27 protein-coding genes are annotated in these 22,586 nt (G+C 63.2%); 17 read left to right on the top strand and 10 right to left on the bottom strand.

What is annotated here, in order from left to right; all coding sequences use genetic code 11:
- The first annotated feature begins 122 nt into the window (after positions 1-122).
- Positions 123-407 carry a hypothetical protein gene (locus NKL06_RS07195; protein ID WP_023668429.1) on the top strand — a complete coding sequence of 95 codons (285 nt, stop codon included), beginning with the start codon at positions 123-125 and terminating at the stop codon, positions 405-407.
- On the opposite strand, the gene NKL06_RS07190 is transcribed toward NKL06_RS07195, so the two are convergent.
- Complete coding sequence (locus NKL06_RS07190) at positions 404-805, bottom strand: GFA family protein (protein ID WP_023692079.1); 402 nt, start codon at positions 803-805, stop codon at positions 404-406. The two genes, NKL06_RS07195 and NKL06_RS07190, sit on opposite strands and share 4 nt — an antisense overlap.
- Positions 806-951: 146 nt before the next feature.
- Here NKL06_RS07190 and NKL06_RS07185 point away from each other — a divergent pair, with 146 nt between their 5' ends.
- Both NKL06_RS07185 and NKL06_RS07180 read left to right on the top strand, forming a co-directional pair.
- Entirely contained in the window at positions 952-1,761 is an 810-nt protein-coding gene (locus tag NKL06_RS07185; RefSeq protein WP_023692078.1) for a TlyA family RNA methyltransferase, read from the top strand.
- The gene (locus NKL06_RS07180) at positions 1,758-2,993 is read left to right on the top strand and encodes a class I SAM-dependent RNA methyltransferase (RefSeq protein WP_023668426.1); all 1,236 of its coding nucleotides are present in this window, start codon (positions 1,758-1,760) and stop codon (positions 2,991-2,993) included. Before NKL06_RS07185 ends, NKL06_RS07180 begins: the two co-directional genes overlap by 4 nt.
- A 66-nt stretch (positions 2,994-3,059) precedes the next feature.
- Here NKL06_RS07180 and NKL06_RS07175 read toward each other — a convergent pair whose 3' ends face one another.
- The 5 genes from NKL06_RS07175 to NKL06_RS07155 all read right to left on the bottom strand — a co-directional run bounded on the left by NKL06_RS07175 (position 3,060) and on the right by NKL06_RS07155 (position 6,342).
- A complete protein-coding gene (locus NKL06_RS07175) occupies positions 3,060-3,449 on the bottom strand; it encodes a type II toxin-antitoxin system VapC family toxin (protein ID WP_023692077.1) in 390 nt (129 codons plus the stop codon).
- Positions 3,436-3,711, bottom strand: a complete 276-nt coding sequence (locus tag NKL06_RS07170) for an AbrB/MazE/SpoVT family DNA-binding domain-containing protein (RefSeq protein WP_081725433.1) — start codon at positions 3,709-3,711, stop codon at positions 3,436-3,438. The genes NKL06_RS07175 and NKL06_RS07170 overlap by 14 nt, the downstream gene beginning before the upstream one ends.
- A 79-nt stretch (positions 3,712-3,790) precedes the next feature.
- Positions 3,791-5,494 carry a metalloprotease TldD gene (tldD, locus tag NKL06_RS07165; RefSeq protein ID WP_245267098.1) on the bottom strand — a complete coding sequence of 568 codons (1,704 nt, stop codon included), beginning with the start codon at positions 5,492-5,494 and terminating at the stop codon, positions 3,791-3,793.
- Positions 5,491-5,688 (bottom strand): hypothetical protein, encoded by a 198-nt coding sequence (locus tag NKL06_RS07160; protein WP_155923284.1) that lies wholly within the window; start codon positions 5,686-5,688, stop codon positions 5,491-5,493. Before NKL06_RS07160 ends, tldD begins: the two co-directional genes overlap by 4 nt.
- Before the next feature lie 69 nt (positions 5,689-5,757).
- Positions 5,758-6,342, bottom strand: a complete 585-nt coding sequence (locus NKL06_RS07155) for an invasion associated locus B family protein (RefSeq protein WP_023668422.1) — start codon at positions 6,340-6,342, stop codon at positions 5,758-5,760.
- Positions 6,343-6,705: 363 nt separating this feature from the next.
- Here NKL06_RS07155 and coxB point away from each other — a divergent pair, with 363 nt between their 5' ends.
- The 13 genes from coxB (at position 6,706) to NKL06_RS07090 (ending at position 16,637) form a co-directional block, all read left to right on the top strand.
- Entirely contained in the window at positions 6,706-7,602 is an 897-nt protein-coding gene (gene coxB, locus NKL06_RS07150) for a cytochrome c oxidase subunit II (protein ID WP_050485823.1), read from the top strand.
- 38 nt (positions 7,603-7,640) lie between these two features.
- Positions 7,641-9,293 (top strand): cytochrome c oxidase subunit I, encoded by a 1,653-nt coding sequence (gene ctaD / locus NKL06_RS07145; protein WP_023668420.1) that lies wholly within the window; start codon positions 7,641-7,643, stop codon positions 9,291-9,293.
- A gap of 70 nt (positions 9,294-9,363) precedes the next feature.
- Positions 9,364-10,308 (top strand): heme o synthase, encoded by a 945-nt coding sequence (locus NKL06_RS07140; protein ID WP_023692074.1) that lies wholly within the window; start codon positions 9,364-9,366, stop codon positions 10,306-10,308.
- Positions 10,305-10,460, top strand: coding sequence for a cytochrome c oxidase system small membrane protein (locus NKL06_RS07135; protein ID WP_023668418.1), 156 nt, complete (start codon positions 10,305-10,307; stop codon positions 10,458-10,460). The genes NKL06_RS07140 and NKL06_RS07135 overlap by 4 nt, the downstream gene beginning before the upstream one ends.
- Positions 10,461-10,468: 8 nt before the next feature.
- Positions 10,469-11,095: a cytochrome c oxidase assembly protein gene (locus NKL06_RS07130; RefSeq protein WP_023692073.1), complete on the top strand. Its 627-nt coding sequence runs from the start codon at positions 10,469-10,471 to the stop codon at positions 11,093-11,095.
- A 1-nt stretch (position 11,096) separates the two neighbouring features.
- Positions 11,097-11,978 (top strand): cytochrome c oxidase subunit 3, encoded by an 882-nt coding sequence (locus tag NKL06_RS07125; protein WP_023668416.1) that lies wholly within the window; start codon positions 11,097-11,099, stop codon positions 11,976-11,978.
- Between the two features lie 77 nt (positions 11,979-12,055).
- A complete protein-coding gene (locus tag NKL06_RS07120; protein ID WP_023668415.1) occupies positions 12,056-12,196 on the top strand; it encodes a L,D-transpeptidase family protein in 141 nt (46 codons plus the stop codon).
- A 13-nt stretch (positions 12,197-12,209) separates the two neighbouring features.
- Positions 12,210-12,596 carry a DUF983 domain-containing protein gene (locus tag NKL06_RS07115; protein WP_023685423.1) on the top strand — a complete coding sequence of 129 codons (387 nt, stop codon included), beginning with the start codon at positions 12,210-12,212 and terminating at the stop codon, positions 12,594-12,596.
- Positions 12,593-13,348 carry an SURF1 family protein gene (locus NKL06_RS07110; protein ID WP_023692072.1) on the top strand — a complete coding sequence of 252 codons (756 nt, stop codon included), beginning with the start codon at positions 12,593-12,595 and terminating at the stop codon, positions 13,346-13,348. The genes NKL06_RS07115 and NKL06_RS07110 overlap by 4 nt, the downstream gene beginning before the upstream one ends.
- Before the next feature lie 161 nt (positions 13,349-13,509).
- Complete coding sequence (ispH, locus tag NKL06_RS07105; RefSeq protein WP_023692071.1) at positions 13,510-14,520, top strand: 4-hydroxy-3-methylbut-2-enyl diphosphate reductase; 1,011 nt, start codon at positions 13,510-13,512, stop codon at positions 14,518-14,520.
- Between the two features lie 7 nt (positions 14,521-14,527).
- The gene (locus tag NKL06_RS07100) at positions 14,528-15,490 is read left to right on the top strand and encodes a homoserine kinase (protein ID WP_023668411.1); all 963 of its coding nucleotides are present in this window, start codon (positions 14,528-14,530) and stop codon (positions 15,488-15,490) included.
- Positions 15,487-16,023: a ribonuclease HI gene (gene rnhA, locus NKL06_RS07095; RefSeq protein WP_023692070.1), complete on the top strand. Its 537-nt coding sequence runs from the start codon at positions 15,487-15,489 to the stop codon at positions 16,021-16,023. The genes NKL06_RS07100 and rnhA overlap by 4 nt, the downstream gene beginning before the upstream one ends.
- 29 nt (positions 16,024-16,052) lie before the next feature.
- The gene (locus NKL06_RS07090; RefSeq protein WP_023692069.1) at positions 16,053-16,637 is read left to right on the top strand and encodes a histidine phosphatase family protein; all 585 of its coding nucleotides are present in this window, start codon (positions 16,053-16,055) and stop codon (positions 16,635-16,637) included.
- A gap of 72 nt (positions 16,638-16,709) precedes the next feature.
- Here the strand turns inward: NKL06_RS07090 and NKL06_RS07085 are convergent, their stop codons facing one another.
- The 3 genes from NKL06_RS07085 to NKL06_RS07075 form a co-directional block, all read right to left on the bottom strand.
- Positions 16,710-17,189: a DUF2938 domain-containing protein gene (locus NKL06_RS07085; protein ID WP_023692068.1), complete on the bottom strand. Its 480-nt coding sequence runs from the start codon at positions 17,187-17,189 to the stop codon at positions 16,710-16,712.
- A gap of 87 nt (positions 17,190-17,276) precedes the next feature.
- Entirely contained in the window at positions 17,277-17,759 is a 483-nt protein-coding gene (locus tag NKL06_RS07080; protein WP_023668407.1) for a peroxiredoxin, read from the bottom strand.
- Between the two features lie 110 nt (positions 17,760-17,869).
- A complete protein-coding gene (locus NKL06_RS07075; RefSeq protein WP_023692067.1) occupies positions 17,870-18,676 on the bottom strand; it encodes a protein-disulfide reductase DsbD domain-containing protein in 807 nt (268 codons plus the stop codon).
- Positions 18,677-18,891: 215 nt separating this feature from the next.
- On the opposite strand from NKL06_RS07075, the gene NKL06_RS07070 reads away from it, so the two are divergent.
- Positions 18,892-19,500 (top strand): YqgE/AlgH family protein, encoded by a 609-nt coding sequence (locus NKL06_RS07070; protein WP_023668405.1) that lies wholly within the window; start codon positions 18,892-18,894, stop codon positions 19,498-19,500.
- 196 nt (positions 19,501-19,696) lie between these two features.
- Here the strand turns inward: NKL06_RS07070 and NKL06_RS07065 are convergent, their stop codons facing one another.
- The gene (locus tag NKL06_RS07065) at positions 19,697-22,585 is read right to left on the bottom strand and encodes an EAL domain-containing protein (RefSeq protein ID WP_023692066.1); all 2,889 of its coding nucleotides are present in this window, start codon (positions 22,583-22,585) and stop codon (positions 19,697-19,699) included.
- Position 22,586 lies beyond the last annotated feature (1 nt).

Here is a 22,586-nt window from a genome sequence, read left to right as displayed (position 1 = left end):
AGGTGCCTGTGCAAGCCTGACACTTTGTTAACGCTTCTCTTTGGCGTTTCGCTCACCGTCTCTTTTGGCCGTTTTTCAACGCCGCCCTGCTAGAACTGCCTCCAGGCAGGGAGTTAAAAACAATGCGAACGCTTCTGTGCGGCGCGGCCCTTTTGGCCGTCATCGCCGCGCCGGCCATGGCCGAGACGCGCTATGACCGCAAGCTCGAACAGGCGGTGGCAGGCATCGTCGCCCGCAAGATGGGCGATATCAGGGGCGCTTTTTCCTACAAGCAGGTTCCGCAGCTTGTCGTCGTGCCGGACGCACCAGTCGTTGCTGTCGAGCGCCCGCGCAAGCAGGCTTCAGATGACGGAAGCGACGGCCTGATGCCGGCCGTTGAACGGCAGGTCTCACGCACGATCTTCTAAAACCACATATCGCGCACGCAGCGCCCATCGCGCGGCAGGTCGTCATAAGTGTCCAGCCCGTCGAAATGGTCGATCGGCAGGTCGGCGACCGCCTCCGGCGGTGCCAGCCTGACATTGACGGCGATCCGCGTGCGGCCGCTGTCGCTGCGGCGCAAACCGCGCCAGGCAAGCACACAGGCACATGTCGGGCAAAACAGTATTTCCAGCGACGGCGTCTCCTTGCCAGCGCGGGTGTAGGACTGCACAGGCCCCACAAGCCGGATACGCTCGTCGACAAAGTCATAGGCCCAGAGTGTGCCATAGCGGCGGCAAAGCGTGCAATTGCAGGCCGTGATCGGGCCGGGATCGCCTTCCAGGGTCCAGTGGGCGGCGCCGCAATGGCAGGTTCCCGTCAGCATTCGTCTTCCTCCGCATTGCCTGAGCCTCTACATCTTGCCGGACTGGCTGCGCTATTCAACCGGGCGGACTGGCTTGCGGCCCGGGTCTCGACGTCCTCCTATGCCAATGTCCTTGCCTTCGCGGCCGGCTTTCGCCATGAAGGCCGATGAACTCCCCTCTGCCAGCCAGCACACGCCAGCGGCTCGACGAATTGCTCGTCCAGCGCGGCCTGTTTGCGAGCCGCTCGCGCGCCCGCGACGCGGTCGAGCGCGGCACCGTGACGGTCGACGGCGTGGTCGCCCGCAAGCCCGGCCGGACGGTTCTGCCGCACTGTCTCATCGTCATCGACGACCCGGCGCAGGGTTATGTCTCACGCGCGGCGCTGAAGCTGATCGCCGGGCTCGACCATTTCAGTCTCGATCCCGCGGGCAGTGAAGCCCTCGATATCGGCGCCTCGACAGGCGGCTTCACGCAGGTGCTGCTCGAACGCGGCGCGGCCCATGTCACTGCCATCGATGTCGGCCACGGCCAGATGCATCCCGACATTGCGGGCGACCCGCGCGTGACGGTTATCGAGGGCCTCAACGCTCGCGAGCTCGCGGCTGCCGATCTCGGCGGCCGTATCCCCGATTTCATCGTCTCCGACGTCAGCTTCATCTCGTTGAAACTGGCGATGCCACCGGCGTTGGCATTGGCACGGGACGGCGCTCGTGCGGTGTTTCTGGTCAAGCCGCAATTCGAGGCCGGCCGCGAGGCGATCGGCAAGGGCGGTCTTTTGAAAGACCCTTATGACGCCGCCCGTGTGGCCGGCTTGCTGCAGGAATGGCTCGAAGGCGTCCCTGGCTGGCGTACATTGGGCTTGCACATGTCGCCGATCGAAGGCGGGGACGGCAACCGCGAATTCCTGCTTGCCGGGATCAAGGATGCCGGGATCAAGGATGCCGGGACCAAGGATGCCGGGATCAAGGACCGATGAGCACGGGCTTCACCATCAAGAGACTGGGTTCGCAGGGCGACGGCGTCGCCGAGACGGAAACCGGCGAGCTGTTCATTCCCTTCACCCTGCCCGGCGAGACCGTCACCGCCGCGCGCGAGAGGGATCGCGCCATGCTGATGGCGGTATTGGAGACGTCGCCGCTGCGTATCGATCCGGCCTGCCGGCATTTCACCGAATGTGGCGGCTGCGCCGTCCAGCATCTGCAAGCCGACGCTTACCAGCAATGGAAACGCGACAAGGTCGTGCACGCTTTGAAAGGCATTGCCGGCGACATCGGCGCCCTGGTGCCGTGTGCGCCACACACACGCCGCCGCGTCGTGCTTGCCGCCAGGCGCGCCGACACAGGCATGCTGCTTGGCTTCCATCGCCATCTTTCGCCGGAAATCATCCCCATCGAGGAATGTCCGATCTCGCTGCCGGAGATCGTTGCCGCGCTCGATCGCTTGAGGTCGGTCGCCGACCTGGTTTGTGCCACCACCAAATCGTTCCGGATGGCGGTCACTGTGACGGGCTCGGGGCTTGACGTCGCTGTCTATGAGTCGGGCAAGCTGGGCGAGAACCAGCGCCGGGTCGCCTCCAACTTCATCATGGCCAATGGCTTTGCCCGGCTTTCGATCGACGACGAGATCGTCATCGAGCCGAAAAAGCCGGTGGTCATGTTCGGCACCGTCGCTGTCGCCATACCGCCTGGCGCCTTCCTGCAGGCAACGCAAGCCGCCGAGCAGACGATGGCCGATCTCGTTGGCGGACATCTGAAGCGGGCCAGGAAAGTCGCGGATCTTTTCGCCGGCTGCGGCAGCTTTGCGCTTCGGCTGGCGGCCAAATCCGAAGTCCACGCGGTCGAAGGCGACGCGGCAGCCCTTTCGGCGCTCGACCGCGGATCGCGCTTCGCCACCGGCCTGAAGCGGGTAACCGGCGAACGCCGCGACCTGTTCCGGCGGCCGCTGACGTTCAAGGAGCTGAATGCTTTCGATGGCGTCGTCTTCGACCCGCCGCGCGCCGGTGCCGAGGACCAGTCGAAGCAGATCGCCCGCTCGGATGTGCCGTTCGTCGCCGCCGTCTCCTGCAATCCGGTGACGCTGGCACGCGACCTGCGCATCCTGATTGACGGCGGCTACATCTTGAAGAGCGTCACGCCCATCGACCAGTTCCTGTGGTCGCCGCATGTCGAGGCCGTGGCGCTGCTGGAGAAGCCGAAACGGCGACGTTAATCCGCCGATTTTCACAAGGCCGTGCTTGAGTTTGCCGCCCCCCGCAAGACGTAGCCGGCTGGTAAACTAGCCTTCGCGAACGCTTTCGTACCCGGCCGCTTGTGCGGCCTTGATGAACTTACGGTCGAAGGACACAAATGCTGAGCAGTGCGAGGACTTGCCCAGATGGAGCGCATCGGCGAAATCCATTCCCGTCTCGGCTAGATCGACCGCGGAAGAGACGATCGCAGCATCCTCTATCTCGACAGTGGGAAGCCCGCCGAACACCCGCAGTGCATTGACGATCGAGGCCTGATCATAACCATAGCCGCTGCGCAGCACCCACTCAGCCTCCAGGATCACCGTGACGGCGACGAAAACGGGCTGACCGTCGATCAGCCGCCGGGCTCGCGGGGACTGCTCGGGATCGTCGTTCGTCAGATACCTGACGACAACGTTGGTATCAATCGCGAGCATGGCGCCGCCGTGCTTCAGCAAGGACGGCCGCGTCCATCTCCTCCAAGGTCTTCGGTCTGCCACTGTGCGGCAGGACACCAAAGACATCTTCTGGTCGTGTCGGGGCAAAGGCAGGCGCCGGTCTCAAAAGTACACCGTCCGGTGTGTCTTCGACCTGCAGGCGCGTGCCCGCGCCCCAGTCCCTCCGTTTGCGGATAGCGCTGGGCAGGATGACTTGTCCCTTGGTCGAGACGGTCGTTATAAGCTTTTCTATTGCACCCATTGCGGTATTACCCTTGTGTAAGACAAAGGTAAGATATCCCTGTGAGGGGAACTATTCAAGCCCGCCGACGTCTCCTCGCTCAAACCCTGGTGCCGCCGACGGTCATCTGGTTCATCCTGAGATGCGGCTGGCCGACGCCGACCGGCACGCCTTGTCCGGCCTTGCCGCACATGCCGATGCCGGTGTCGAGTTTCATGTCGTTGCCGATCATCGAAACGCGGTGCATGGCGTCCGGTCCGTTGCCGATCAGCATGGCGCCCTTGATCGGCTGCGTCACCTTGCCGTTTTCGATCATGTAGGCCTCGGTGCAGCCGAACACGAACTTGCCCGAGGTGATGTCGACCTGGCCGCCGCCGAAGGATACGGCATAGATGCCGTTCTTGACCGAGGCGATGATCTCGTCCGGCTCCATGTCGCCTGCCGTCATATAGGTGTTGGTCATGCGCGGCATCGGCTGGTGCGCATAGCCTTCGCGCCGGCCGTTTCCCGTGGCTTTCATGCCCATCAGCCGGGCGTTCTGGCGGTCCTGCATGTAGCCGACAAGCTTGCCGTCCTCGATCAGCACATTGCGGGCCGAAGGCGTGCCTTCATCGTCGACGGTCAGCGAACCCCGCCGCTCGGGCATGGTGCCGTCATCGACCACGGTAACGCCCTTGGCGGCGACCTGCTGGCCGAGCAGGCCGGCAAAGGCGGAGGTCTTCTTGCGGTTGAAGTCGCCCTCCAGCCCGTGGCCGACGGCTTCGTGCAGCATCACGCCCGGCCAGCCGCTGGACAAAACGATGTCGAACGTTCCGGCCGGCGCGGGAATGGCTTCGAGATTGACCAGCGCCTGCCTGAGCGCCTCCCTGGCCGCCTGCTTCCAGGCGTCCTCGACCAGGAACTCGCCGAACGCCTTGCGCCCGCCCATGCCATAGGAGCCGCTTTCCTGGCGGTCGCCGTCGCCGACGACGACGGAAACGTTGATGCGGACCAGCGGGCGGATGTCGCGCACGATCTGGCCGTCGGCGCGCACGATCTCGACATGCTGCCAGGACGCCGCGAGCGAGGCCGTCACCTGGCGCACGCGCGGATCCTCGGCACGCAGCCATGCGTCGATTTCCTGCAACAGCTTGGCCTTGACCTCGAAGGAGGGCGAGGGGATCGGGTTCTCCTCGCCATAGAGATGGCGGTTGGTGCGCGCGGGCGCCGCGGCAAGCGTGCCGGAATAGCCGCCCTTGACGGTCGAGACAGCGTCCGCCGCGCGCAGCAGCGACGCCTCGGAAAGATCGCTGGAATGGGCGTAGCCGCTGGCCTCGCCGGCCACGGCGCGCAGGCCAAAACCCTGGTCGGTGTTGAAATTGGCGGTCTTCAGCCGGCCATTGTCGAACATCAGCGCTTCGCTCTCGCTGTATTCGAGGAACAGTTCGCCGTCATCGGCGCCGTTCAGTGTGTCGGCGACGATCCGCTTGATGCGATCATCTGAAATGTCGAATTGGCCGGTCAGGCTGTTCATGGCAGGTCCGCTCACAGGAGGAATGGTGTTGCCACGATGTAGGCGCGAAGACGCGCCTGCACAATCCGCAATGACGATCCGCAGCCGGTAGGAGCGGGTAGCCCCGCCCCTGAACATGACGTCCATCTTGAAGTTCGACCCGTCACCCGAAAAGGCCTTCACCCAGCGATATTTCTTGTTCCATTCATTGGCCTGGTCGGCCGTGAAGGGGTCGGTATAGCCCGAGGAGAACTGGATCGACTTGCACTTCTCATGGTTTTCGCAGCCATAGAAGTAGATGACATATTTCATGCCCTGAAGCCGGCCCGAGACCATCGGATCGCCCCGTCGTCCTTGTCCATCTTGGCCGAGCCATAGCCTTTCGCAAGCTCGAAAATGACGGCCGGATCGGGCGCCGTGATGATTTCGGAATCCTCGGCAAAGGCGACGGAAACGGCGCCGGTCAGGATTAGACCGGTCGACAAAAGCAAAGAACAAGCACGCATGATGACCCCCACAGCCAAAGATCAAACCCGTGGGAATTGTGAGGAAAGACGGTTTCGCAAGCATCAAGCTCAGGGCAGGGCGGCAAAACCGTCGGCGAAGCCCTTGAGGTCGACGGGGATGCCGATGCCTTCTTCCGGCGTCTGGAAGACGATGAAGGTGGCCGACGTCCCGGTCTTCAGCGTATCGAGCAGCGGCTTTTCGAGAATGACCTCGGCATAGCAGCCGTCTTGGAAGCAGCGCACGAAATAGGCGCGGCCAATATCCTTGCCGTCGACATTGAGGCCCAGGCCATTGGGCAGCAGAACGCCGAGCGGGGCCAGCACGCGCAGGATCTCGGCCTTGTTGTCGGCGGTGCGCAGGACGACGACGGACAGTCCCATTTCCGGGCGATCCTCGGCAACGACGTTCTGCATCATCACGCATTGTTCCGAGGTGGCGCCGGCCGGCGTGTCGCAGATGATCGACCACGCGCCATGCGTTGACTTGACCGTGCCGCTGGGCTGCGCTGCATTGGCGACGCCGGTTGCGGACGAGCCGATACCGATCAGGGCGGCGAGAAAAACGACCTTCGCCCCGCTTCTCGAAAGCCAAGCGCTTTTCGAATGCCAGGCGCTCTTCGAATGCCAGGCGTTTCTCGAAAGCCAAGAGGTCATGACGGCTCCATTGCGAATCACGGCACTTTAAGCCGCGCCAAGGCCAAGTAAAGGATAGGGCGACCGCCGGTCAGCCCCGGCAGGCGCAATAATGAGCTTTTCCCTAGCAAATTCGCCCGAATTGCGACCGTCGGGCGCATTCCGGACACAAGCCCGCATAGCCTGTCTGTCGACGACCCGCGCGGGCCACGAGGCCGTCGAAACAGCGCGGCAGCACTTGCGCGCAAAAATGCCGCACGGTTTCGCCCGCTCCTTTCTTGCGGAGGGAAATAGAGTATGGTTTGAACCACCCTTGGGACTGTCCGGGATTCCCATCCCGGCATTGTTCGATATTCTTGCGTCGCGATCGCGAGGAACCGGGAGATGAAGAGGGCGATGAGAAAATTCCCAGCAAGCGCCAAATTGATGGCAACGGCAGGCGCCGCCGCCGCATTTTTCGCCGGTGCCTCCGCCCATGCGGCCCAGCCGCAGCCGTGGGAGATGACTTTTCAGCCGCCGGCGACAGACATGATGCGGCAGATCGAGTGGTTCGGGAACTACACGATGTGGTTCGTCGTCCCGATCACTGCTTTGGTTCTGGCGCTTCTCGCCTGGTGCATCTTCAGGTTCCGCGCCAGCAAAAACCCGGTTCCGTCCAAGACCAGCCACAACACGCTGATCGAGATCATCTGGACAGTCGGGCCGGTCGTCGTCCTGCTGTTCATCGCCATTCCCTCGTTCCAGTTGCTGACGGCGCAGTACACGCCGCCGGAAGAGGCCAAGCTGACCGTCAAGGTAACGGGCAATCAGTGGAACTGGGACTATGAGTACCAGACCGAGAACACGCTCTCCTTCAACTCGGCCATTCTGCAGGACGCCGACCGCGCCGCGATCGGCAAGGAAGACCGCAAGGTCTATCCGCGCCTGCTGGCGGTCGACAACGAGCTGGTCGTGCCGGTCAACACCATGACGCGCGTCCTGGTTACCGCAGCCGACGTGATCCATTCCTTTGCCGTTCCGGCCTTCGGCATCAAGATGGACGCGGTTCCCGGCCGCACCAACGAGACGTGGTTCAAGGCGGAAAAGGAAGGCATCTATTACGGCCAGTGCTCGCAGCTCTGCGGCAAGGACCATGCCTTCATGCCGATCGCCGTCCGCGTCGTATCCGATGCGCAGTACAAGACCTGGCTGGCAGCAGCCAAGACCGACCTCCCCGGCGCCAACAAGGCGCTGATGGCCGAGGTCGACGGTACCAACAAGGTAGCGGCCGCCGGCAATTGATGCCGCGGGTTAGCAAGAATTAGGGAACGGAGCCGACCATGGCAGAAGCTGCAGCTCACGACGACCACGACCACAAGCCCTATCATGGCTGGGTCCGGTGGGTGTACTCCACCAACCACAAGGACATCGGCACGCTCTACCTGATCTTCGCGATCTTCGCGGGCATCGTCGGCGGCGCGCTTTCGGTCGTCATCCGCATGGAGCTGCAGGAGCCGGGCATCCAGATCTTCACCGGTCTGGCGCAGATGGTCTATGGCATGAACGGCGATGCCGCCATCGACGGCGGCAAGAGCATGTACAACGCCTTCGGCACCGCGCACGCGCTGATCATGATCTTCTTCATGGTCATGCCGGCGCTGATCGGCGGCTTCGCCAACTGGATGGTGCCGATCATGATCGGCGCGCCTGACATGGCCTTCCCGCGCATGAACAACATCTCGTTCTGGCTGCTGCCGCCGGCCTTCCTGCTGCTCATCGCTTCGGCTTTCATGCCGAGCGCGCCCGGCGCCTATGGCGTTGGCGGCGGCTGGACGCTCTATCCGCCGCTGTCGACCTCCGGCCAGCCCGGGCCGGCCATGGATCTGGCGATCCTGTCGATCCACATTGCCGGCGCGTCCTCGATCCTCGGCGCCATCAACTTCATCACCACCATTTTCAACATGCGCGCGCCGGGCATGACGCTGCACAAAATGCCGCTATTTGCCTGGTCGGTTCTGATCACCGCCTTCCTGCTGCTCTTGTCGCTTCCGGTTCTGGCCGGTGGCATCACCATGCTGCTTACCGACCGCAATTTCGGCACCACCTTCTTCGCCCCGGATGGCGGCGGCGATCCGATCCTGTTCCAGCATCTGTTCTGGTTCTTTGGTCACCCCGAAGTGTACATCCTGATCCTGCCGGGCTTCGGCATCATCAGCCACATCGTCTCGACCTTCTCGAAGAAGCCGGTGTTCGGCTATCTCGGCATGGCCTACGCCATGGTCGCGATCGGCGCCGTCGGCTTCATCGTCTGGGCGCACCACATGTACACGACCGGCCTGTCGCTCGACACGCAGCGCTACTTCGTCTTCGCCACCATGGTCATCGCCGTACCGACAGGCGTGAAGATCTTCTCCTGGATCGCGACGATGTGGGGCGGCTCGATCTCGTTCAAGACGCCGATGCTGTGGGCGCTGGGCTTCATCTTCCTGTTCACGGTCGGCGGCGTCACCGGCGTCCAGCTCGCCAATGCGGGCCTCGACCGCTCGCTGCATGACACCTATTTCGTCATTGCCCACTTCCACTATGTGCTGTCGCTGGGTGCGGTCTTCGCCATCTTCGCCGGCTGGTACTACTGGTTCCCCAAGATGACCGGCTACATGTACTCGCCGGTGATCGCCAACACCCACTTCTGGGTCACCTTCGTCGGCGTCAATTTGATCTTCTTCCCGCAGCATTTCCTCGGCCTGGCCGGCATGCCGCGCCGCACCATCGACTATCCCGACGCGTTCGCCGGCTGGAACATGGTGTCGTCCTACGGCTCCTATATATCGGCCGTCGGCGTGGTGATCTTCCTCTATGGCGTGTTCGAGGCCTTCCAGAAGAAGCGCGTCGCCGGCGCCAATCCGTGGGGCGAGGGTGCAACGACGCTCGAATGGCAGCTGCCTTCGCCGCCGCCCTTCCACCAGTGGGAACAGCTGCCGAAGATCAAGTAAGGCAGCCCGAATACGAAACCGCCGGCCCGCCGGCGGTTTCGGCCAACGGAATGATTGGACTTATGTACGCATGGCCCTTGTCGACGACCCAATGATTGACGAAGCGGGCTTTCGCATGTCGGAAGCCACGTCGGGCGATTTCTTCGCCCTGCTGAAGCCGCGCGTCATGTCGCTGGTGGTGTTCACGGCCTTTGTCGGCATGGTCGCTGCACCCGTGACCATCAACCCGCTGCTGGCGGTGATCGCCATCCTGGCCATTGCCATCGGCGCCGGCGCCTCTGGTGCGCTCAACATGTGGTACGACGCCGACATCGACGCAGTAATGAGCCGGACCGCCGGCCGCCCGGTACCCTCCGGCCGCATCCTGCCCGGCGAAGCCCTGAGCTTCGGCCTTGTGCTTTCGGTGCTGTCGGTGATGACGCTGGGCGTGCTGGTCAACTGGCTGTCGGCGGCGCTGCTTGCCTTCACCATCTTCTTCTACGCCGTCGTCTACACGATGTGGCTGAAGCGCTCGACGCCGCAGAACATCGTCATCGGCGGCGCCGCCGGCGCCATCCCGCCGGTCATCGGCTGGGCCGCGGTGACCGGAACGGTGAGCCTGGAAAGCCTCGTCCTGTTCCTGATCATCTTCCTGTGGACGCCGCCGCACTTCTGGGCGCTGGCGCTGTTCAAGTCCGACGACTACGCCAAGGCTGGCATCCCGATGATGCCGAACGTTGCCGGCCAGGCCTCGACCCGCCGCCAGATCTTTGCCTACGCCCTGATCCTGGCGCCGATCGGCGTGCTGCCCTGGTTGCTCGGTTTCACCACCGCCATCTATGGTGTCGCATCAGTGGCTCTCGGCGCCGGCTTCGTCTGGTATGCCTGGAAAGTGCTGTGCATGACCGATAGCGACCGCGTCATGAAGCCGGCCAAGGCTCTGTTCGCCTATTCGCTGCTCTACCTCTTCGCCATCTTCGCCATCTATCTTGCCGACTGTGTCGTCGGTCGCGCTTTGGCCATCGGTGGAGCATGACCATGATCGACAAGAAGCTTGAACTGGTCACGCTGACCGAAAGCCAGAAGAAGGCGCGGCGCAACCGTTCGGCGGCGATCGGCGTCGCGCTGGCGATTCTGGTCGTCATCTTCTACGTCGCGACCATCGTGAAATTCGGCCATACCGGATGAGGCCGATGATGACCCGCCAGACCGTGACCGATCCCAGGAAGAAGAACACCAACCGCGTCGTCGCCGCCGTCTGCGTCGCCTTCTTCGGCGGCATGATCGGCATGGCCTACGCCGCGGTGCCGCTCTACAAGATGTTCTGCCAGGCCACCGGCTATGGCGGCACGACGCAGCGCGCCGAAAAGCAATATGCCGGCCGCATCCTCGACCGCGACATCACCGTGCGCTTCGACGCCAACACCAACGGCATTCCGTGGCAGTTCCAGCCGGTCGCCCGTTCGGTCACCATCAAGATCGGCGAGACCACGCAGGCGCATTACAGCGCCACCAACAAGTTCGACCGCGCCGTTACCGGCCGCGCCACCTTCAACGTGCAGCCGGAACTGGCAGGCCCCTACTTCAACAAGGTCGAGTGTTTCTGCTTCACCGACACGACGCTGAAGCCCGGCGAGACGCTGGACATGCCGGTCGTGTTCTATGTGGATCCCGATATCGTCAACGTGCCGGAACTGAAGGACTTGAAGACGATCACCCTGTCCTACACGATGTTCCCGGTCCAAAAGAACAAGCCGGTGGCGTCATCGACGCCGGACAGCAGCAGCAAAGTTTCAGATACCGAAGCAAATCTCGGGGGTTGATATGGCAGACGCGCACGCAAAACCACAACACGACTACCATCTCGTCAACCCGAGCCCGTGGCCCTTCCTGGGGTCGATCGGCGCGCTGGTGACTGCAGTCGGCGGCGTCGCCCTGATGCAGTATCTCAAGAACGGCGATTTTCCGATTTTCGGCCACAACATCGCGAACCCATGGCTGTTCTTCATCGGCCTGGTCATCGTCCTCTACACGATGTTTGCCTGGTGGTCGGACACCATCAAGGAAGCGCATGAGGGCCACCACACGCGCGTCGTGTCGCTGCATCTGCGCTACGGCATGATCATGTTCATCGCTTCGGAAGTGATGTTCTTCGTTGCCTGGTTCTGGGCCTATTTCGATGCCAGCCTGTTTCCGAGCGAAGTGCAGAATTACGCCCGCACCGCTTTCACTGGCGGCGTCTGGCCGCCGAAGGGTCTCGAAGTCCTCGATCCCTTCCATCTGCCGCTCTACAACACCATCATCCTGCTTCTGTCGGGCACCACGGTGACATGGGCGCACCATTCGCTCATCCATGGCGACCGCAAGGGCCTGATCAACGGCCTGGTGCTGACCGTCGGCCTCGGCATGCTGTTCACCATGGTGCAGGCCTACGAGTACATGCACGCTCCGTTCGGCTTCAAGGATTCCATCTACGGCGCCACCTTCTTCATGGCGACCGGCTTCCATGGCTTCCACGTCATCATCGGCACCATCTTCCTGCTGGTCTGCCTGATCCGCGCCTGGAAAGGCGACTTCACGCCCAAGCAGCATTTCGGCTTCGAGGCGGCTGCCTGGTACTGGCACTTCGTCGACGTGGTCTGGCTGTTCCTGTTCGCATCGATCTACGTCTGGGGATCGGTCGGCGCGGTGATCGAAGGCCACTGACGGCTTTCACCGAACCGACAAATCAGAAGGGCGGTCGCGGCAACGCGGTCGCCTTTCTTCTTTTCGGCGCCCCATCAATGGCCAACGGATTCGGCTGGTCGGGCTGGCTGCTTCAATTGGTCGACTGGACCGATGGCTGCATTGGGGTTACCGACTGCGACATGGACGAAATCTGGACTATGGTGCCGGATGGAACGCTGATCGAAATCGAGCCGTAAAGCATGACTATCCATGAGTGAAGATAGGGCGATCTGGCCACCCATTGAGCCGATCTCGGCCGGCCTGCACGGACGCTGCCCGCGCTGCGGCGAAGGACGGCTGTTTTCCGGCTTCCTCACCGTCGGCAAGCGCTGCAACAATTGCGGCCTCGACTATTCCTACGCCGATGCCGGCGACGGCCCGGCGGTGTTCGTCATCCTGATCATCGGCTTCATCGTCGTGGGGCTGGCGCTGTGGGTGGAGGTCACGCTGAGCCCGCCGCTCTGGCTGCATTTCATCATCTGGATACCGCTGGCCGTGGGACTGTGCCTGACGGCGCTGAGGTTGATCAAGGGGGTGCTGCTGACGCTTCAATACGCCAACAAGGCGGCCGAAGGCCGCCTGGACCAGGGGCAATGAGCGAGGCGCTGACCAAGCCCGCCGGCCGCTCGCGGCCGAAGACGGCATTGCTGCTCGGCCTCGGCCTGGTGGTGTTCGTCATCCTGCTCGGGCTTGGCACATGGCAGGTGCAGCGCCTGTACTGGAAGGAAGCCCTTCTGCAGACCATCGACCAGCGCACCCATTCAGCGCCGCAGCCGCTGGCGGACGTCGAGAAGGAATTCGCCGCCACCGGTGATGTCGACTACACGCCGGTCACCGTCAGCGGGACGTTCCTGCACTCCGGCGAGCGGCATTTCTACGCCACATGGGACGGCGACGCCGGCTTCAACGTCTATACCCCGCTGGCCCTCGACGATGGCCGCTATGTCCTGATCAACCGCGGCTTCGTTCCCTATGATGTCAAGGATGCCGCCAAGCGCCCGCAAGGGCAGGTGACCGGCAAGGTCACGGTCACCGGCCTGGCGCGCAACCCGCTGCCGGCCAAGCCGTCGATGATGCTGCCCGACAATGACGTGGCCAAGAACATCTTCTATTGGAAGGATCGTGACGTCATGGCGGCGAGTGCCGGCCTGCCGGCCGGTGCCGTGCTGGTGCCGATCTTCATCGACGCCGACAAGACGCCGAACCCGGGCGGGCTGCCGGTCGGCGGCGTCACCATCATCGACCTGCCGAATTCTCATCTGCAATATGCCTTCACCTGGTATGGCCTGGCGGCGGCTCTTGCCGCGGTTCTGATCATCAGGCTGCGCCGTCCGGCAAAGACTGAATGATCCAGAGCATGATCCCGAAAAGTGGGAACCGGTTTCGGACAAGATCATGCTCCAACAAAGAGTTAGATCAGGTTGACCATTCAACCTGATCCAACTGCCCTTGACAGGGCAGGGGTGCACACCTCATTTCGCCAAACGATACGATCAACCGATCTGGAATCATGCTGCAGACCGCCACAAAACCACCGCTGACGATCCGGCTCTGCCAGCCGCGCGGCTTTTGCGCCGGTGTCGACCGCGCGATCCAGATCGTCGTGCTGGCGTTGAAGAAATACGGCGCGCCGGTCTATGTCCGCCACGAGATCGTGCACAACCGCTATGTCGTCGAGGGCCTGCAAAGCCTTGGCGCGGTTTTCATCGAGGAACTCTCGGAAATCCCGGCCGAGCACCGCAAGTCGCCGGTTGTCTTCTCAGCCCACGGCGTGCCGAAATCGGTGCCGGCCGACGCCAAGGCACGCGAGCTCTTCTATCTCGACGCCACCTGCCCGCTGGTGTCCAAGGTGCACAAGCAGGCGATGCGCCATCAGCGGCTCGGCCGCCATGTGCTTCTGATCGGCCATGCCGGCCATCCCGAAGTGATCGGCACCATGGGCCAACTGGCTGAAGGCGCCGTCACGCTGATCGAGACCGAAGCCGACGCTGGGACCTTTGCCCCCGCCGACCCGGAAGCGCTCGGCTTCGTAAGCCAGACAACGTTGTCGGTCGAAGACACTGCCGGCATATTGCGGGTGCTGCAGGAGCGCTTCCCGCAACTGCATGCACCGGCCGCCGAATCGATCTGCTACGCCACCACCAACCGCCAGGAAGCGGTCAAGGAAACCGCCGCCGGCGCCGATCTCTATCTGATCGTCGGTGCGCCCAATTCCTCCAATTCGCGCCGTCTTGTCGAAGTGGCGGAGCGCGCCGGCGCCACCATGTCGCTTCTCGTACAGCGCGCCGCCGAAATTCCGTGGAATGACATCACGAATATCTCGACGCTCGGCCTGTCTGCCGGCGCGTCGGCGCCGGAGATCATCGTCGACGAGATCATCGACGCCTTCCGCCAGCGCTTCGAGGTGAACATCGACCTGGCGATCACGGCCACCGAAACGGAGGATTTTCCAGTCATGCGGGTTCTGCGCGATGTCGAACTGACGCGGGCCGACATGGCCTTCGTCAACGGAGCCGCGTGAACAGCCCATGGCGGTCTACACCGACGTCAATGAGGGCGAACTCGGCGCGTTCCTGAGGGCATATCCAGTCGGCGAACTCTTGTCCTACAAGGGTATCGCCGAAGGCACGGAGAATTCGAATTTCCTGCTGCACACCTCAAGCGGCTCTTACATACTGACGCTCTACGAGAAGCGCGTCGACAAGGCCGACCTGCCGTTCTTCCTCGGCCTGATGGGCCATCTCGCCCGCAAAGGCATTTCCTGCCCGCTGCCGGTGACCGCGCATGACGGCACCGTCATCGGCACGCTGGCCGGCCGTCCCGCGGTCATCATCACCTTCCTCGAAGGCCTGTCGCTGCGGCGGCCGACAGCGGCGCATTGCGCCGAGGTCGGCAAGGCGCTCGCCGCCCTGCATTTGGCCGGGCAGGATTTTGCGATGACGCGTGACAACGCACTGGCCATCGAGGGCTGGCGCAAATTGTGGAACGCCTCGCGCGACCGAGCCGACGAGGTCGAGCCGGGACTGGCGGCCGAGGTCGACGCCGATTTCGCGGATTTCGAACGCCATTGGCCGCAGGGCCTTCCTGCCGGCATCATCCATGCCGATCTGTTTCCCGACAATGTCTTCTTCCTCGGCGAGAAACTGTCCGGCCTCATCGACTTCTATTTCGCCTGCCACGACCTCTACGCCTATGATGTCGCCACCTGTCTCAACGCCTGGTGTTTCGAGAAGGATTTCTCCTTCAACCTGACCAAAGGCACGGCGCTGCTGGCCGGCTATCAGAGCGTGCGGCCTTTGAGCGATGGCGAGAAAGCAGCGCTGCCGATGCTTTCGCGCGGTTCGGCGCTGCGCTTCATGCTGACCCGGCTCTATGACTGGCTGACGGTTCCAGAGGGCGGGCTGGTCATGAAGCGCGATCCGACCGAATATATCCGCCGCATGCGCTTCCACCGCGCGATCAGGTCGCCTTCGGAATACGGACTGACATGACCAAGCAGGTTGAAATCTTCACCGACGGCGCCTGCTCGGGCAATCCCGGTCCCGGCGGCTGGGGCGCCATCCTGCGCTTCAACGGCAAGACCAGGGAATTGTCGGGCGGCGAGGCCGAGACGACCAATAACCGTATGGAGCTGCTGGCCGCCATCTCGGCGCTGAATGCGCTGAAGGAGCCGTGCGCCGTCGAGCTTCACACCGACAGCAAATATGTCATGGACGGTATCTCCAAATGGATCCACGGCTGGAAGAAAAACGGCTGGAAGACCGCTGACAAGAAGCCGGTCAAGAACGGTGAACTGTGGCAGGCGCTGGATGAGGCCAATCGGCGCCACAAGGTGACCTGGAACTGGGTCAAGGGCCATGCCGGCCACACCGAGAACGAACGCGCCGACGAACTCGCAAGGGAAGGTATGGCGCCGTTCAAGAGGGGCTCAGCCAAACCTGCGGCGCCGAAAGTGGCGCTGAAGCCGGCGGCATCCGAGAAGCAGCCGGCGCCACGGGCACGGCGCTCGACCCAAAGCTATTGAGCTCAAGCTATCGGCAGGGGATCTCACTCATGCCGATCGTATACTACATCACCCATCCCCAGGTTCAGATCGATGCCAACGTTCCCGTGCCGCACTGGGGGCTATCCGAGATCGGACGAGCGCGAGCATCAGCCATGCTCGATCAGCCATGGGTCGGATCGATCCGCCGTGTCGTCTCGTCGGCCGAGCGCAAGGCGATCGAAACCGCCGAGATTCTTGGCAAACACCTCGGCCTCGCGGTCGAGGTGAGGGAGCGCATGCATGAGAACGATCGGTCGGCAACCGGCTTCCTGCCGCCGCCGGAGTTCGAGGCGGTCGCCGACCAGTTCTTCGCCGACCCGCACAAAAGCATCCGCGGCTGGGAGCGGGCCATCGATGCCCAGCAACGCATTGTCAGCGAGGTCGAAACGGTGCTGGGTGCTGCCGATGGCGGCGACATTGCCTTCGTCGGCCATGGCGGCGTCGGAACATTGCTGCTGCTCTCGCTCAGCGGCCGCGCAATCAGCCGCGCGGCGGACCAGCCGGCCGGCGGTGGTAATTACTTCGCCTATGATGTCGGCACGCGCCGCGTCGTCCACGGATGGCGGCCGATAGACAGTCTGGCGCCGCGCTAAAGCGGATGTCAGGAGATCATCGATACCGTAGCCGCGATGAAGCCGCGCGCGACCAGCGGATAGAACCCGTCCTCAGCGGATCAGCAGGGCCGTGCCGTAGAGGCCGAGCGCGAACACCGTGTGCGAGATCACGTTGAAGGCGCGGATCTGTATCGCGTTGGGGCGCTTTGAGGCGGCCCAGCCGGCGCCCATGCCGGGCGCCAGCAGGAACCAGCCGGCGCCGATGGTGACCATGCCGAGGATGAAGGCCGGCAGGAAGGTCGGCGCGTCCAGCCATGCCCTGCCCACCAGCGCCACCAGGATGAAGCCGTAGACGATGCCGGTAACATAGTGGAAAGCCCAGCCCAGCGCCTGCTCATGCGCATAGGGTGCGGCTTGGGCGATATCGTCGTGGAAAACCTTGCCTTCCCTAAGGTGCCAGACCCAGCGGCCGGGCGGCCCCCAGTTCGGCCGCGGCTGGCTGAGCGCCAGATGCAGGAACAGCGCCCAAAGATCCATCAGCACCGTGGCGCCGATGCCAATCGCAATGCTGCGCCAGATGATGTCAAACATCGTCGATGTCCCCCAAAGCAGGCAATCCGGCTGGAAGCGCGTGGTCGTCAGGCCATGGCGCTCATGAGCCGAGGCGGCCGCCGCGGTTTAGAGCTGGCTCAGAATGTGAGCGGCACCCGATGTGTCGACTCCTGGCTTGGTCTCGACATTGAGCGCCGTGACCTTGCCGTTGTCGACGATCATCGAGAAGCGCTTCGAGCGCAATCCCATGCCGCCGCTGGAATAGTCGGAGTCGAGGCCGATCGACTTGGCGAAGTCGCCATTGCCGTCGGCGAGATAGAGGATCTTGCCTTGACCGCCGGTGAAATTGGCCCAGGCGCCCATGACATGGACATCGTTGACGGACACGACGGCGATGGTGTCGACGCCGCGGGCCAGGATGGCATCGTGGTTCTCGAGATAGCCCGGCAGATGATTGTTGCTGCAGGTCGGCGTGAAGGCGCCTGGAACACCGAACAGCACGACCTTCTTGCCCGCGAAAATCTCGGCCGAGGTGATCACCTTGGCGCCGTCGGCGGTCATTTCCTTGAAGGTCGCATCGGGCAGTTTGTCGCCAACGGCAATCGTCATGATGGTCCTCGTGTGAAAAGCAGGGAAGGTTTCTTGCGATAGCGAAATCGGCCATCTCCCGCAACCGCCGACAAGGCCTGGATCAAGGGAAAGCCTGGATCGGGTCGGTATCAGGGAAACGGCAGAACGCCCTCGACCGCGCCTTCGGCACTTGTCAGGGTGTAATACAACCCGCCATCGGTCGGTGTCGTCGACGGCCGGTCGAGGATCGGAATGGTAAACACAAGCCGGCCGTCCTTCTCGTTGCGCGCAGGCGCCCCGAACATATAGTCGCGACCCCCGGCGACGAATAAATCCGCCGCCTCCGGATCGCCGGGAAAAGTCGCCTCGACGATCAGCGTCTCATGGTCGCCCGGCAGCACCTTGATCCCGAAATCGGGCTTGGCAGGCGCGGGCAAGGTGGCGAGTGCCGCCTTCACCAGCGCCGCATCCTCGGCATTGTCGGGATCGGCGGCGGGATCGACGCTCAGTCGCGTCTGCACCGGAATACAGATCGTCTCGCAGATGCCGAGAAAGATGTCGGCATCGATGACGGCCGCATCCCCAGGCGACGACAAAGTGAATGTCACCGGCAGCGAGACCGGATGGTTGTAGCCGGCCCATTTGCCGTAGCCGTCGTCATGGCGTTGCGGCGGCGGGAAGGAAAACGCCGCATCGGTGATGTTGGTGCTGGCCGAAACGTCGATCTGCGGCGGCACGCCGGCGTCGCCCGGATCACGCCAATAGGTCTTCCAGCCGGGCTTGAGCGCGATGTCGAGCACGCCATGGATGCGGCCTGCCTCGTCGGCCTTGCCTGATGTCACCAGCCGCACCTTGCCCCCTTCGCTGTTGTACCAGTCGGAAGACGAGGCGGCGGCGGGAATAGCTGCTCCGCATCCGATGGCGGCGCCGAGCAGCAGGATTTTCAAGCTTTGCATGGCGTTGATTTGATCGTCAGTTCATGGCCGCGCAATGTTTTCATGGCGCTCTGCGTATCATATTTGCGTGACCTTCGGGCAAGGAACAGTTGGATTCAAGCAATCGGCCGAGCAAAGTTCGCAGTCAAGATTCCGTTGTTCCAACCGTTGGGCTTTGGCCGAATCGCACGCGGCGCATCTTTTCGGCGTCCCGGAAACGCGTTACGCTCCCGTCCATGGACTTGTTGCGCCACAAAAAGACGGCCGGTGGACGCGGCTTTCTTGACGACCAGTTTCTGATTGCCATGCCCGGCATGAAGGACGATCGCTTCACGCGCTCGGTCATCTACATCTGTGCGCACAGCGATGAAGGCGCCATGGGCCTGATCATCAACCAGACGCAGCAGATGCTGTTTCCCGATCTTCTGGTGCAGCTCGGCATCATGAACGAGCAGGAGGCGATCAGGCTGCCGGCGCAGGCTCGCGACTTCGTCGTGCGCAATGGCGGCCCCGTCGACCGCAGCCGCGGCTTCGTCCTGCACTCGGGCGACTACCGGGTGGAATCCTCGCTCACCGTCTCCGACGATATCTGCCTGACCGCGACGGTCGACATATTGCGCGCCATCTCGTCCGGCCGCGGCCCGCGGCGCGCATTGATGGCGCTCGGCTATTCCGGCTGGGGCGCCGGCCAGCTGGAAACCGAGATCGCCGAGAATGGCTGGCTGACCTGTCCGGCGACGCCCGAGCTTCTGTTCGACGCCGACATCGAGCGCAAATACGACCGCATCCTGGCATCGATCGGGATTGATCTGGCGCATCTGAGCCTGGCCGCGGGGCACGCCTGAGGCCTCGCATTTGCCGACGTTCCGCCGAACCTTCGCGACTAGCCGAAGCCGCCCGCCACTTTCGTCATCCTAGGGTCTGCGCTGCGTCGCTGCGCTCCTTGCTTCGCCCCAGGATGACGAAGGCGCGGTCGCTTCAGCTAATTTTAGGGGTTCATTCCAATGTAACCACGCGCCTGCACGACGCATGCCTCACCCATCACGCCTGCGTCATCGGGTACTGCTCTTTCAACGCCTTCAGCACCTGGTCGCCTGGCATCGGCGCGCCGAACATGAAGCTTTGCACATATTCGCAGCCCATCTGGCGCAGTTCCAGCGCATCGCTTTCGTCGGAGATGCCCTCGGCCACCACCGACAGGCCGAGTTCATGCGCCATGTTGACCATGGATTTGAGCAGCACCGCCCGCTTCGGCGTCGCGTCGTCGACGAAGCTCTTGTCGATCTTGATGGTGTCGAAGGGGAAGCGGGTCAGATAGGCGAGCGAGGAATAGCCGGTGCCGAAATCGTCCAGCGACAGGCCGATGCCGAGCTGTTTGAGCTTGGTCAGCACATGCGAGGTTTGCTCTGGATTGTCCATGACCAGCGATTCGGTAAGTTCGAGCCGGAAGCAGCGCGGCTTCAGATTGGCGCGCGCGATGACCGAGCGGACATCGCTGACCAGGTCGCGGCGGATCAGCTGGCGGCTGGACAGATTGACCGACACCGACAGCGGCGTGTCGCCGATCTGCTTTTGCCAGCCGGCGAGGTCCTCGGCCGCCTGCTGCATGGCAAACAGCCCAAGCTGCACGATCAGGCCGCAGCTTTCGGCGACCGGAATGAAATCGCCCGGCGGGATCATGCCGCGGCGCGGATGGTCCCAACGCAGCAGCGCTTCGAAGCCGGCAATGCTGCCATCCTCCAGCCGCACGATCGGCTGGTAGGCAAGGGTGAATTCGCGCCGCTCGATGGCGCGGCGCAGATCGGATTCGAATTGCAGCCGGTCGGTGCCGACGGTGCGGAAGGCCGGCCGGAACGGTTCGATCCTGTCGCCGCCGAAGCGCTTGGCCTGGTGCATGGCAAGCTCGGCGTCCTTGACCATGTCTTCTGCCGAAGTCTGCGCCGAGGTCCAGGTGATCAGGCCGATCGAGGCAGTCAGCACGATCTCGCGCTTGGCGAAGGTGATCGGGTTGTTGATGGCGTGCTTGATGGCGTCTGCCACCGCCGCGATGCGGGAGGGTTCCTGTTCGGAGAGCAGCATCAGGGCGAACTGGTCACCGGCAAAGCGCGACAGCGAATCCTTCGGTTTCAACAGCCGGTGCAAGCGGCGCGCAATGGTGAGCAGGATGGTGTCGCCGGCCGAGATGCCAAGCCCGTCATTGACCTGCTTGAAACGGTCGATGTCGATGACGAAGACGGTGGGGCGCACCTTCTCTTCGGTACGCGCGATCGAGATGATGGCTTCCAGCCGGTTCATCAGAAGTTCGCGGTTGGGCAGGCCGGTCAGATTGTCGTGAACGGCATCGTGCAGCAGCCTTTCCTCGGACTTTTTCTGCTCGGTAACGTCGACCATGGTGCCGACGCAGCGAATCACTTCGCCATCCGAGCCGATCACCGGCCGCGCCCGAAGCAAGAACCAGTGGTAGTGCCCGTCGGCGCCGCGCAGGCGGAAATTCTGCGAGACCCGGCCGCGCCGATGTTCGAGCACCACGTCGAGCGTGGTGCGGAACGTGTCGCGGTCGTCGGCATGCAGCACCGGCAGCCAGTTGCGGGCCGCACCCCCCAGGCTGTTGGGCGCCAGGCCAAGCTGGATGCTGACGTCGGGCTTGGTGACGACGCGGTCGCGCAGCACGTCCCAGTCCCACACCGTGTCGCCGGAACCGGCGACGGCCAGCGCCTGGCGCTCGAGATCGGAGAACAGGCCCTGATGCAGCGCGCCGCCGGCAAAGGCATGCTGCATGACGGTGAAGCCGATCAAAAGGATGATCAGGATCAGCCCGCCGCCCAATGCCGGCTGGGCGATGTCGTTGTCGAGCATGCCGGTGATCGCCATCCACGACCCGCACAGCCATAGCAGCACCATCACCCAACTGGGCACCAGCATGATCGCACGGTCGTAACCACGAAGACCGAGCAGGATGATGAGGCCGAGCCCGGTCAGCGCGGTGGCGGCAAAGGACAGCCGGGCAATACCGGCGGCGACGGCCGGATCGATGATGGCCACACCCGCGATCAGCACCAGGCCGAGAATCCAGACCAGCGCGCCATAGCTGAAATGGCCGTGCCATCGGTTGAGGTTGAGATAGGCGAACAGGAACACCACGAAGGTCGCCGCAAGCGCCACCTCCGTTCCCGCCCGCCACATCTGCTCGTTCCCGGGCGATATCTCTATGATCTTGTTTAGAAAGCCGAAATCGACGCAGATATAGGCAAGTACCGCCCACGCAAGTGCGGCTGTCGCCGGAAACATCGAGGTTCCCTTGACCACGAACAGAATTGTCAGGAACAGCGCCAGAAGGCCGGCAATGCCGATGACGATGCCGCGGAACAGCGTATAGGAATTGACCGAGTCCTTGTAGGCTTCCGGCTCCCATAGATAGACCTGCGGCAGCTTCGGCGAGGCGAGTTCGGCGATGAAGGTGATCACCGTTCCCGGGTTCAGCGTCACCCGGAACACGTCGGCGTCGGAGCTTGACTGGCGGTCGAGCGCGAAGCCCTCGCTGGGTGTGATCGCGGCGATGCGGGTGGCGCCGAGATCGGGCCAGAAGATGCCGGAATTCACCAGCCTGAAATGCGGCGCCACGATCAGCCGGTCGAGCTGCTGGTCGGTGGTGTTGGCGAGCGCGAACACCGCCCAGTCGCCGCTCGAGCGCGCGTCATTGGCCTCGACCTCGATGCGCCGCACGATGCCGTCGGGACCGGGCGCGGTCGACACCTGGAAGTTTTCGCCCTGATTGACGTAGATCTGGACGGCGCGCGACAGGTCGAGCGCGACATCGTCGCGGGCAATCTTGATCGGTTCGACGGCGAAGGCCGGGAGCGCCGCGCAAAGCGTGACGACAGCCGCCAGAAAAAAGGCCAACAGCGACCCGTTTCGCAGGAAATTCGTCAAA

The sequence above is a fragment of the Mesorhizobium sp. C268A genome, from assembly GCF_040324475.1.
GTDB lineage: Bacteria > Pseudomonadota > Alphaproteobacteria > Rhizobiales > Rhizobiaceae > Mesorhizobium.
The sequence above is the reverse complement of the archived record's forward strand: the minus strand, read 5'-3'. Positions and strand labels throughout refer to the sequence as shown.

Excerpts from the sequence above, each read along its gene's own strand:
- NKL06_RS07120 (WP_023668415.1), top strand. The coding sequence starts at position 12,056 with ATGGCCAACGGATTCGGCTGGTCGGGCTGGCTGCTTCAATTGGTCGAC.
- NKL06_RS07195 (WP_023668429.1), top strand. The coding sequence starts at position 123 with ATGCGAACGCTTCTGTGCGGCGCGGCCCTTTTGGCCGTCATCGCCGCG.
- NKL06_RS07185 (WP_023692078.1), top strand. The coding sequence starts at position 952 with ATGAACTCCCCTCTGCCAGCCAGCACACGCCAGCGGCTCGACGAATTG.
- rnhA (WP_023692070.1), top strand. The coding sequence starts at position 15,487 with ATGACCAAGCAGGTTGAAATCTTCACCGACGGCGCCTGCTCGGGCAAT.
- coxB (WP_050485823.1), top strand. The coding sequence starts at position 6,706 with ATGAAGAGGGCGATGAGAAAATTCCCAGCAAGCGCCAAATTGATGGCA.
- NKL06_RS07085 (WP_023692068.1), bottom strand. The coding sequence starts at position 17,189 with ATGTTTGACATCATCTGGCGCAGCATTGCGATTGGCATCGGCGCCACG.
- NKL06_RS07175 (WP_023692077.1), bottom strand. The coding sequence starts at position 3,449 with ATGCTCGCGATTGATACCAACGTTGTCGTCAGGTATCTGACGAACGAC.
- NKL06_RS07190 (WP_023692079.1), bottom strand. The coding sequence starts at position 805 with ATGCTGACGGGAACCTGCCATTGCGGCGCCGCCCACTGGACCCTGGAA.
- NKL06_RS07140 (WP_023692074.1), top strand. The coding sequence starts at position 9,364 with ATGGCCCTTGTCGACGACCCAATGATTGACGAAGCGGGCTTTCGCATG.
- NKL06_RS07110 (WP_023692072.1), top strand. The coding sequence starts at position 12,593 with ATGAGCGAGGCGCTGACCAAGCCCGCCGGCCGCTCGCGGCCGAAGACG.
- NKL06_RS07080 (WP_023668407.1), bottom strand. The coding sequence starts at position 17,759 with ATGACGATTGCCGTTGGCGACAAACTGCCCGATGCGACCTTCAAGGAA.
- NKL06_RS07125 (WP_023668416.1), top strand. The coding sequence starts at position 11,097 with ATGGCAGACGCGCACGCAAAACCACAACACGACTACCATCTCGTCAAC.
- ctaD (WP_023668420.1), top strand. The coding sequence starts at position 7,641 with ATGGCAGAAGCTGCAGCTCACGACGACCACGACCACAAGCCCTATCAT.
- NKL06_RS07155 (WP_023668422.1), bottom strand. The coding sequence starts at position 6,342 with ATGACCTCTTGGCTTTCGAGAAACGCCTGGCATTCGAAGAGCGCCTGG.
- NKL06_RS07070 (WP_023668405.1), top strand. The coding sequence starts at position 18,892 with ATGGACTTGTTGCGCCACAAAAAGACGGCCGGTGGACGCGGCTTTCTT.
- NKL06_RS07170 (WP_081725433.1), bottom strand. The coding sequence starts at position 3,711 with ATGGGTGCAATAGAAAAGCTTATAACGACCGTCTCGACCAAGGGACAA.
- NKL06_RS07160 (WP_155923284.1), bottom strand. The coding sequence starts at position 5,688 with ATGCGTGCTTGTTCTTTGCTTTTGTCGACCGGTCTAATCCTGACCGGC.
- NKL06_RS07130 (WP_023692073.1), top strand. The coding sequence starts at position 10,469 with ATGACCCGCCAGACCGTGACCGATCCCAGGAAGAAGAACACCAACCGC.
- NKL06_RS07115 (WP_023685423.1), top strand. The coding sequence starts at position 12,210 with ATGAGTGAAGATAGGGCGATCTGGCCACCCATTGAGCCGATCTCGGCC.
- NKL06_RS07180 (WP_023668426.1), top strand. The coding sequence starts at position 1,758 with ATGAGCACGGGCTTCACCATCAAGAGACTGGGTTCGCAGGGCGACGGC.
- NKL06_RS07135 (WP_023668418.1), top strand. The coding sequence starts at position 10,305 with ATGACCATGATCGACAAGAAGCTTGAACTGGTCACGCTGACCGAAAGC.
- ispH (WP_023692071.1), top strand. The coding sequence starts at position 13,510 with ATGCTGCAGACCGCCACAAAACCACCGCTGACGATCCGGCTCTGCCAG.
- NKL06_RS07100 (WP_023668411.1), top strand. The coding sequence starts at position 14,528 with ATGGCGGTCTACACCGACGTCAATGAGGGCGAACTCGGCGCGTTCCTG.
- NKL06_RS07075 (WP_023692067.1), bottom strand. The coding sequence starts at position 18,676 with ATGCAAAGCTTGAAAATCCTGCTGCTCGGCGCCGCCATCGGATGCGGA.
- tldD (WP_245267098.1), bottom strand. The coding sequence starts at position 5,494 with ATGAAATATGTCATCTACTTCTATGGCTGCGAAAACCATGAGAAGTGC.
- NKL06_RS07090 (WP_023692069.1), top strand. The coding sequence starts at position 16,053 with ATGCCGATCGTATACTACATCACCCATCCCCAGGTTCAGATCGATGCC.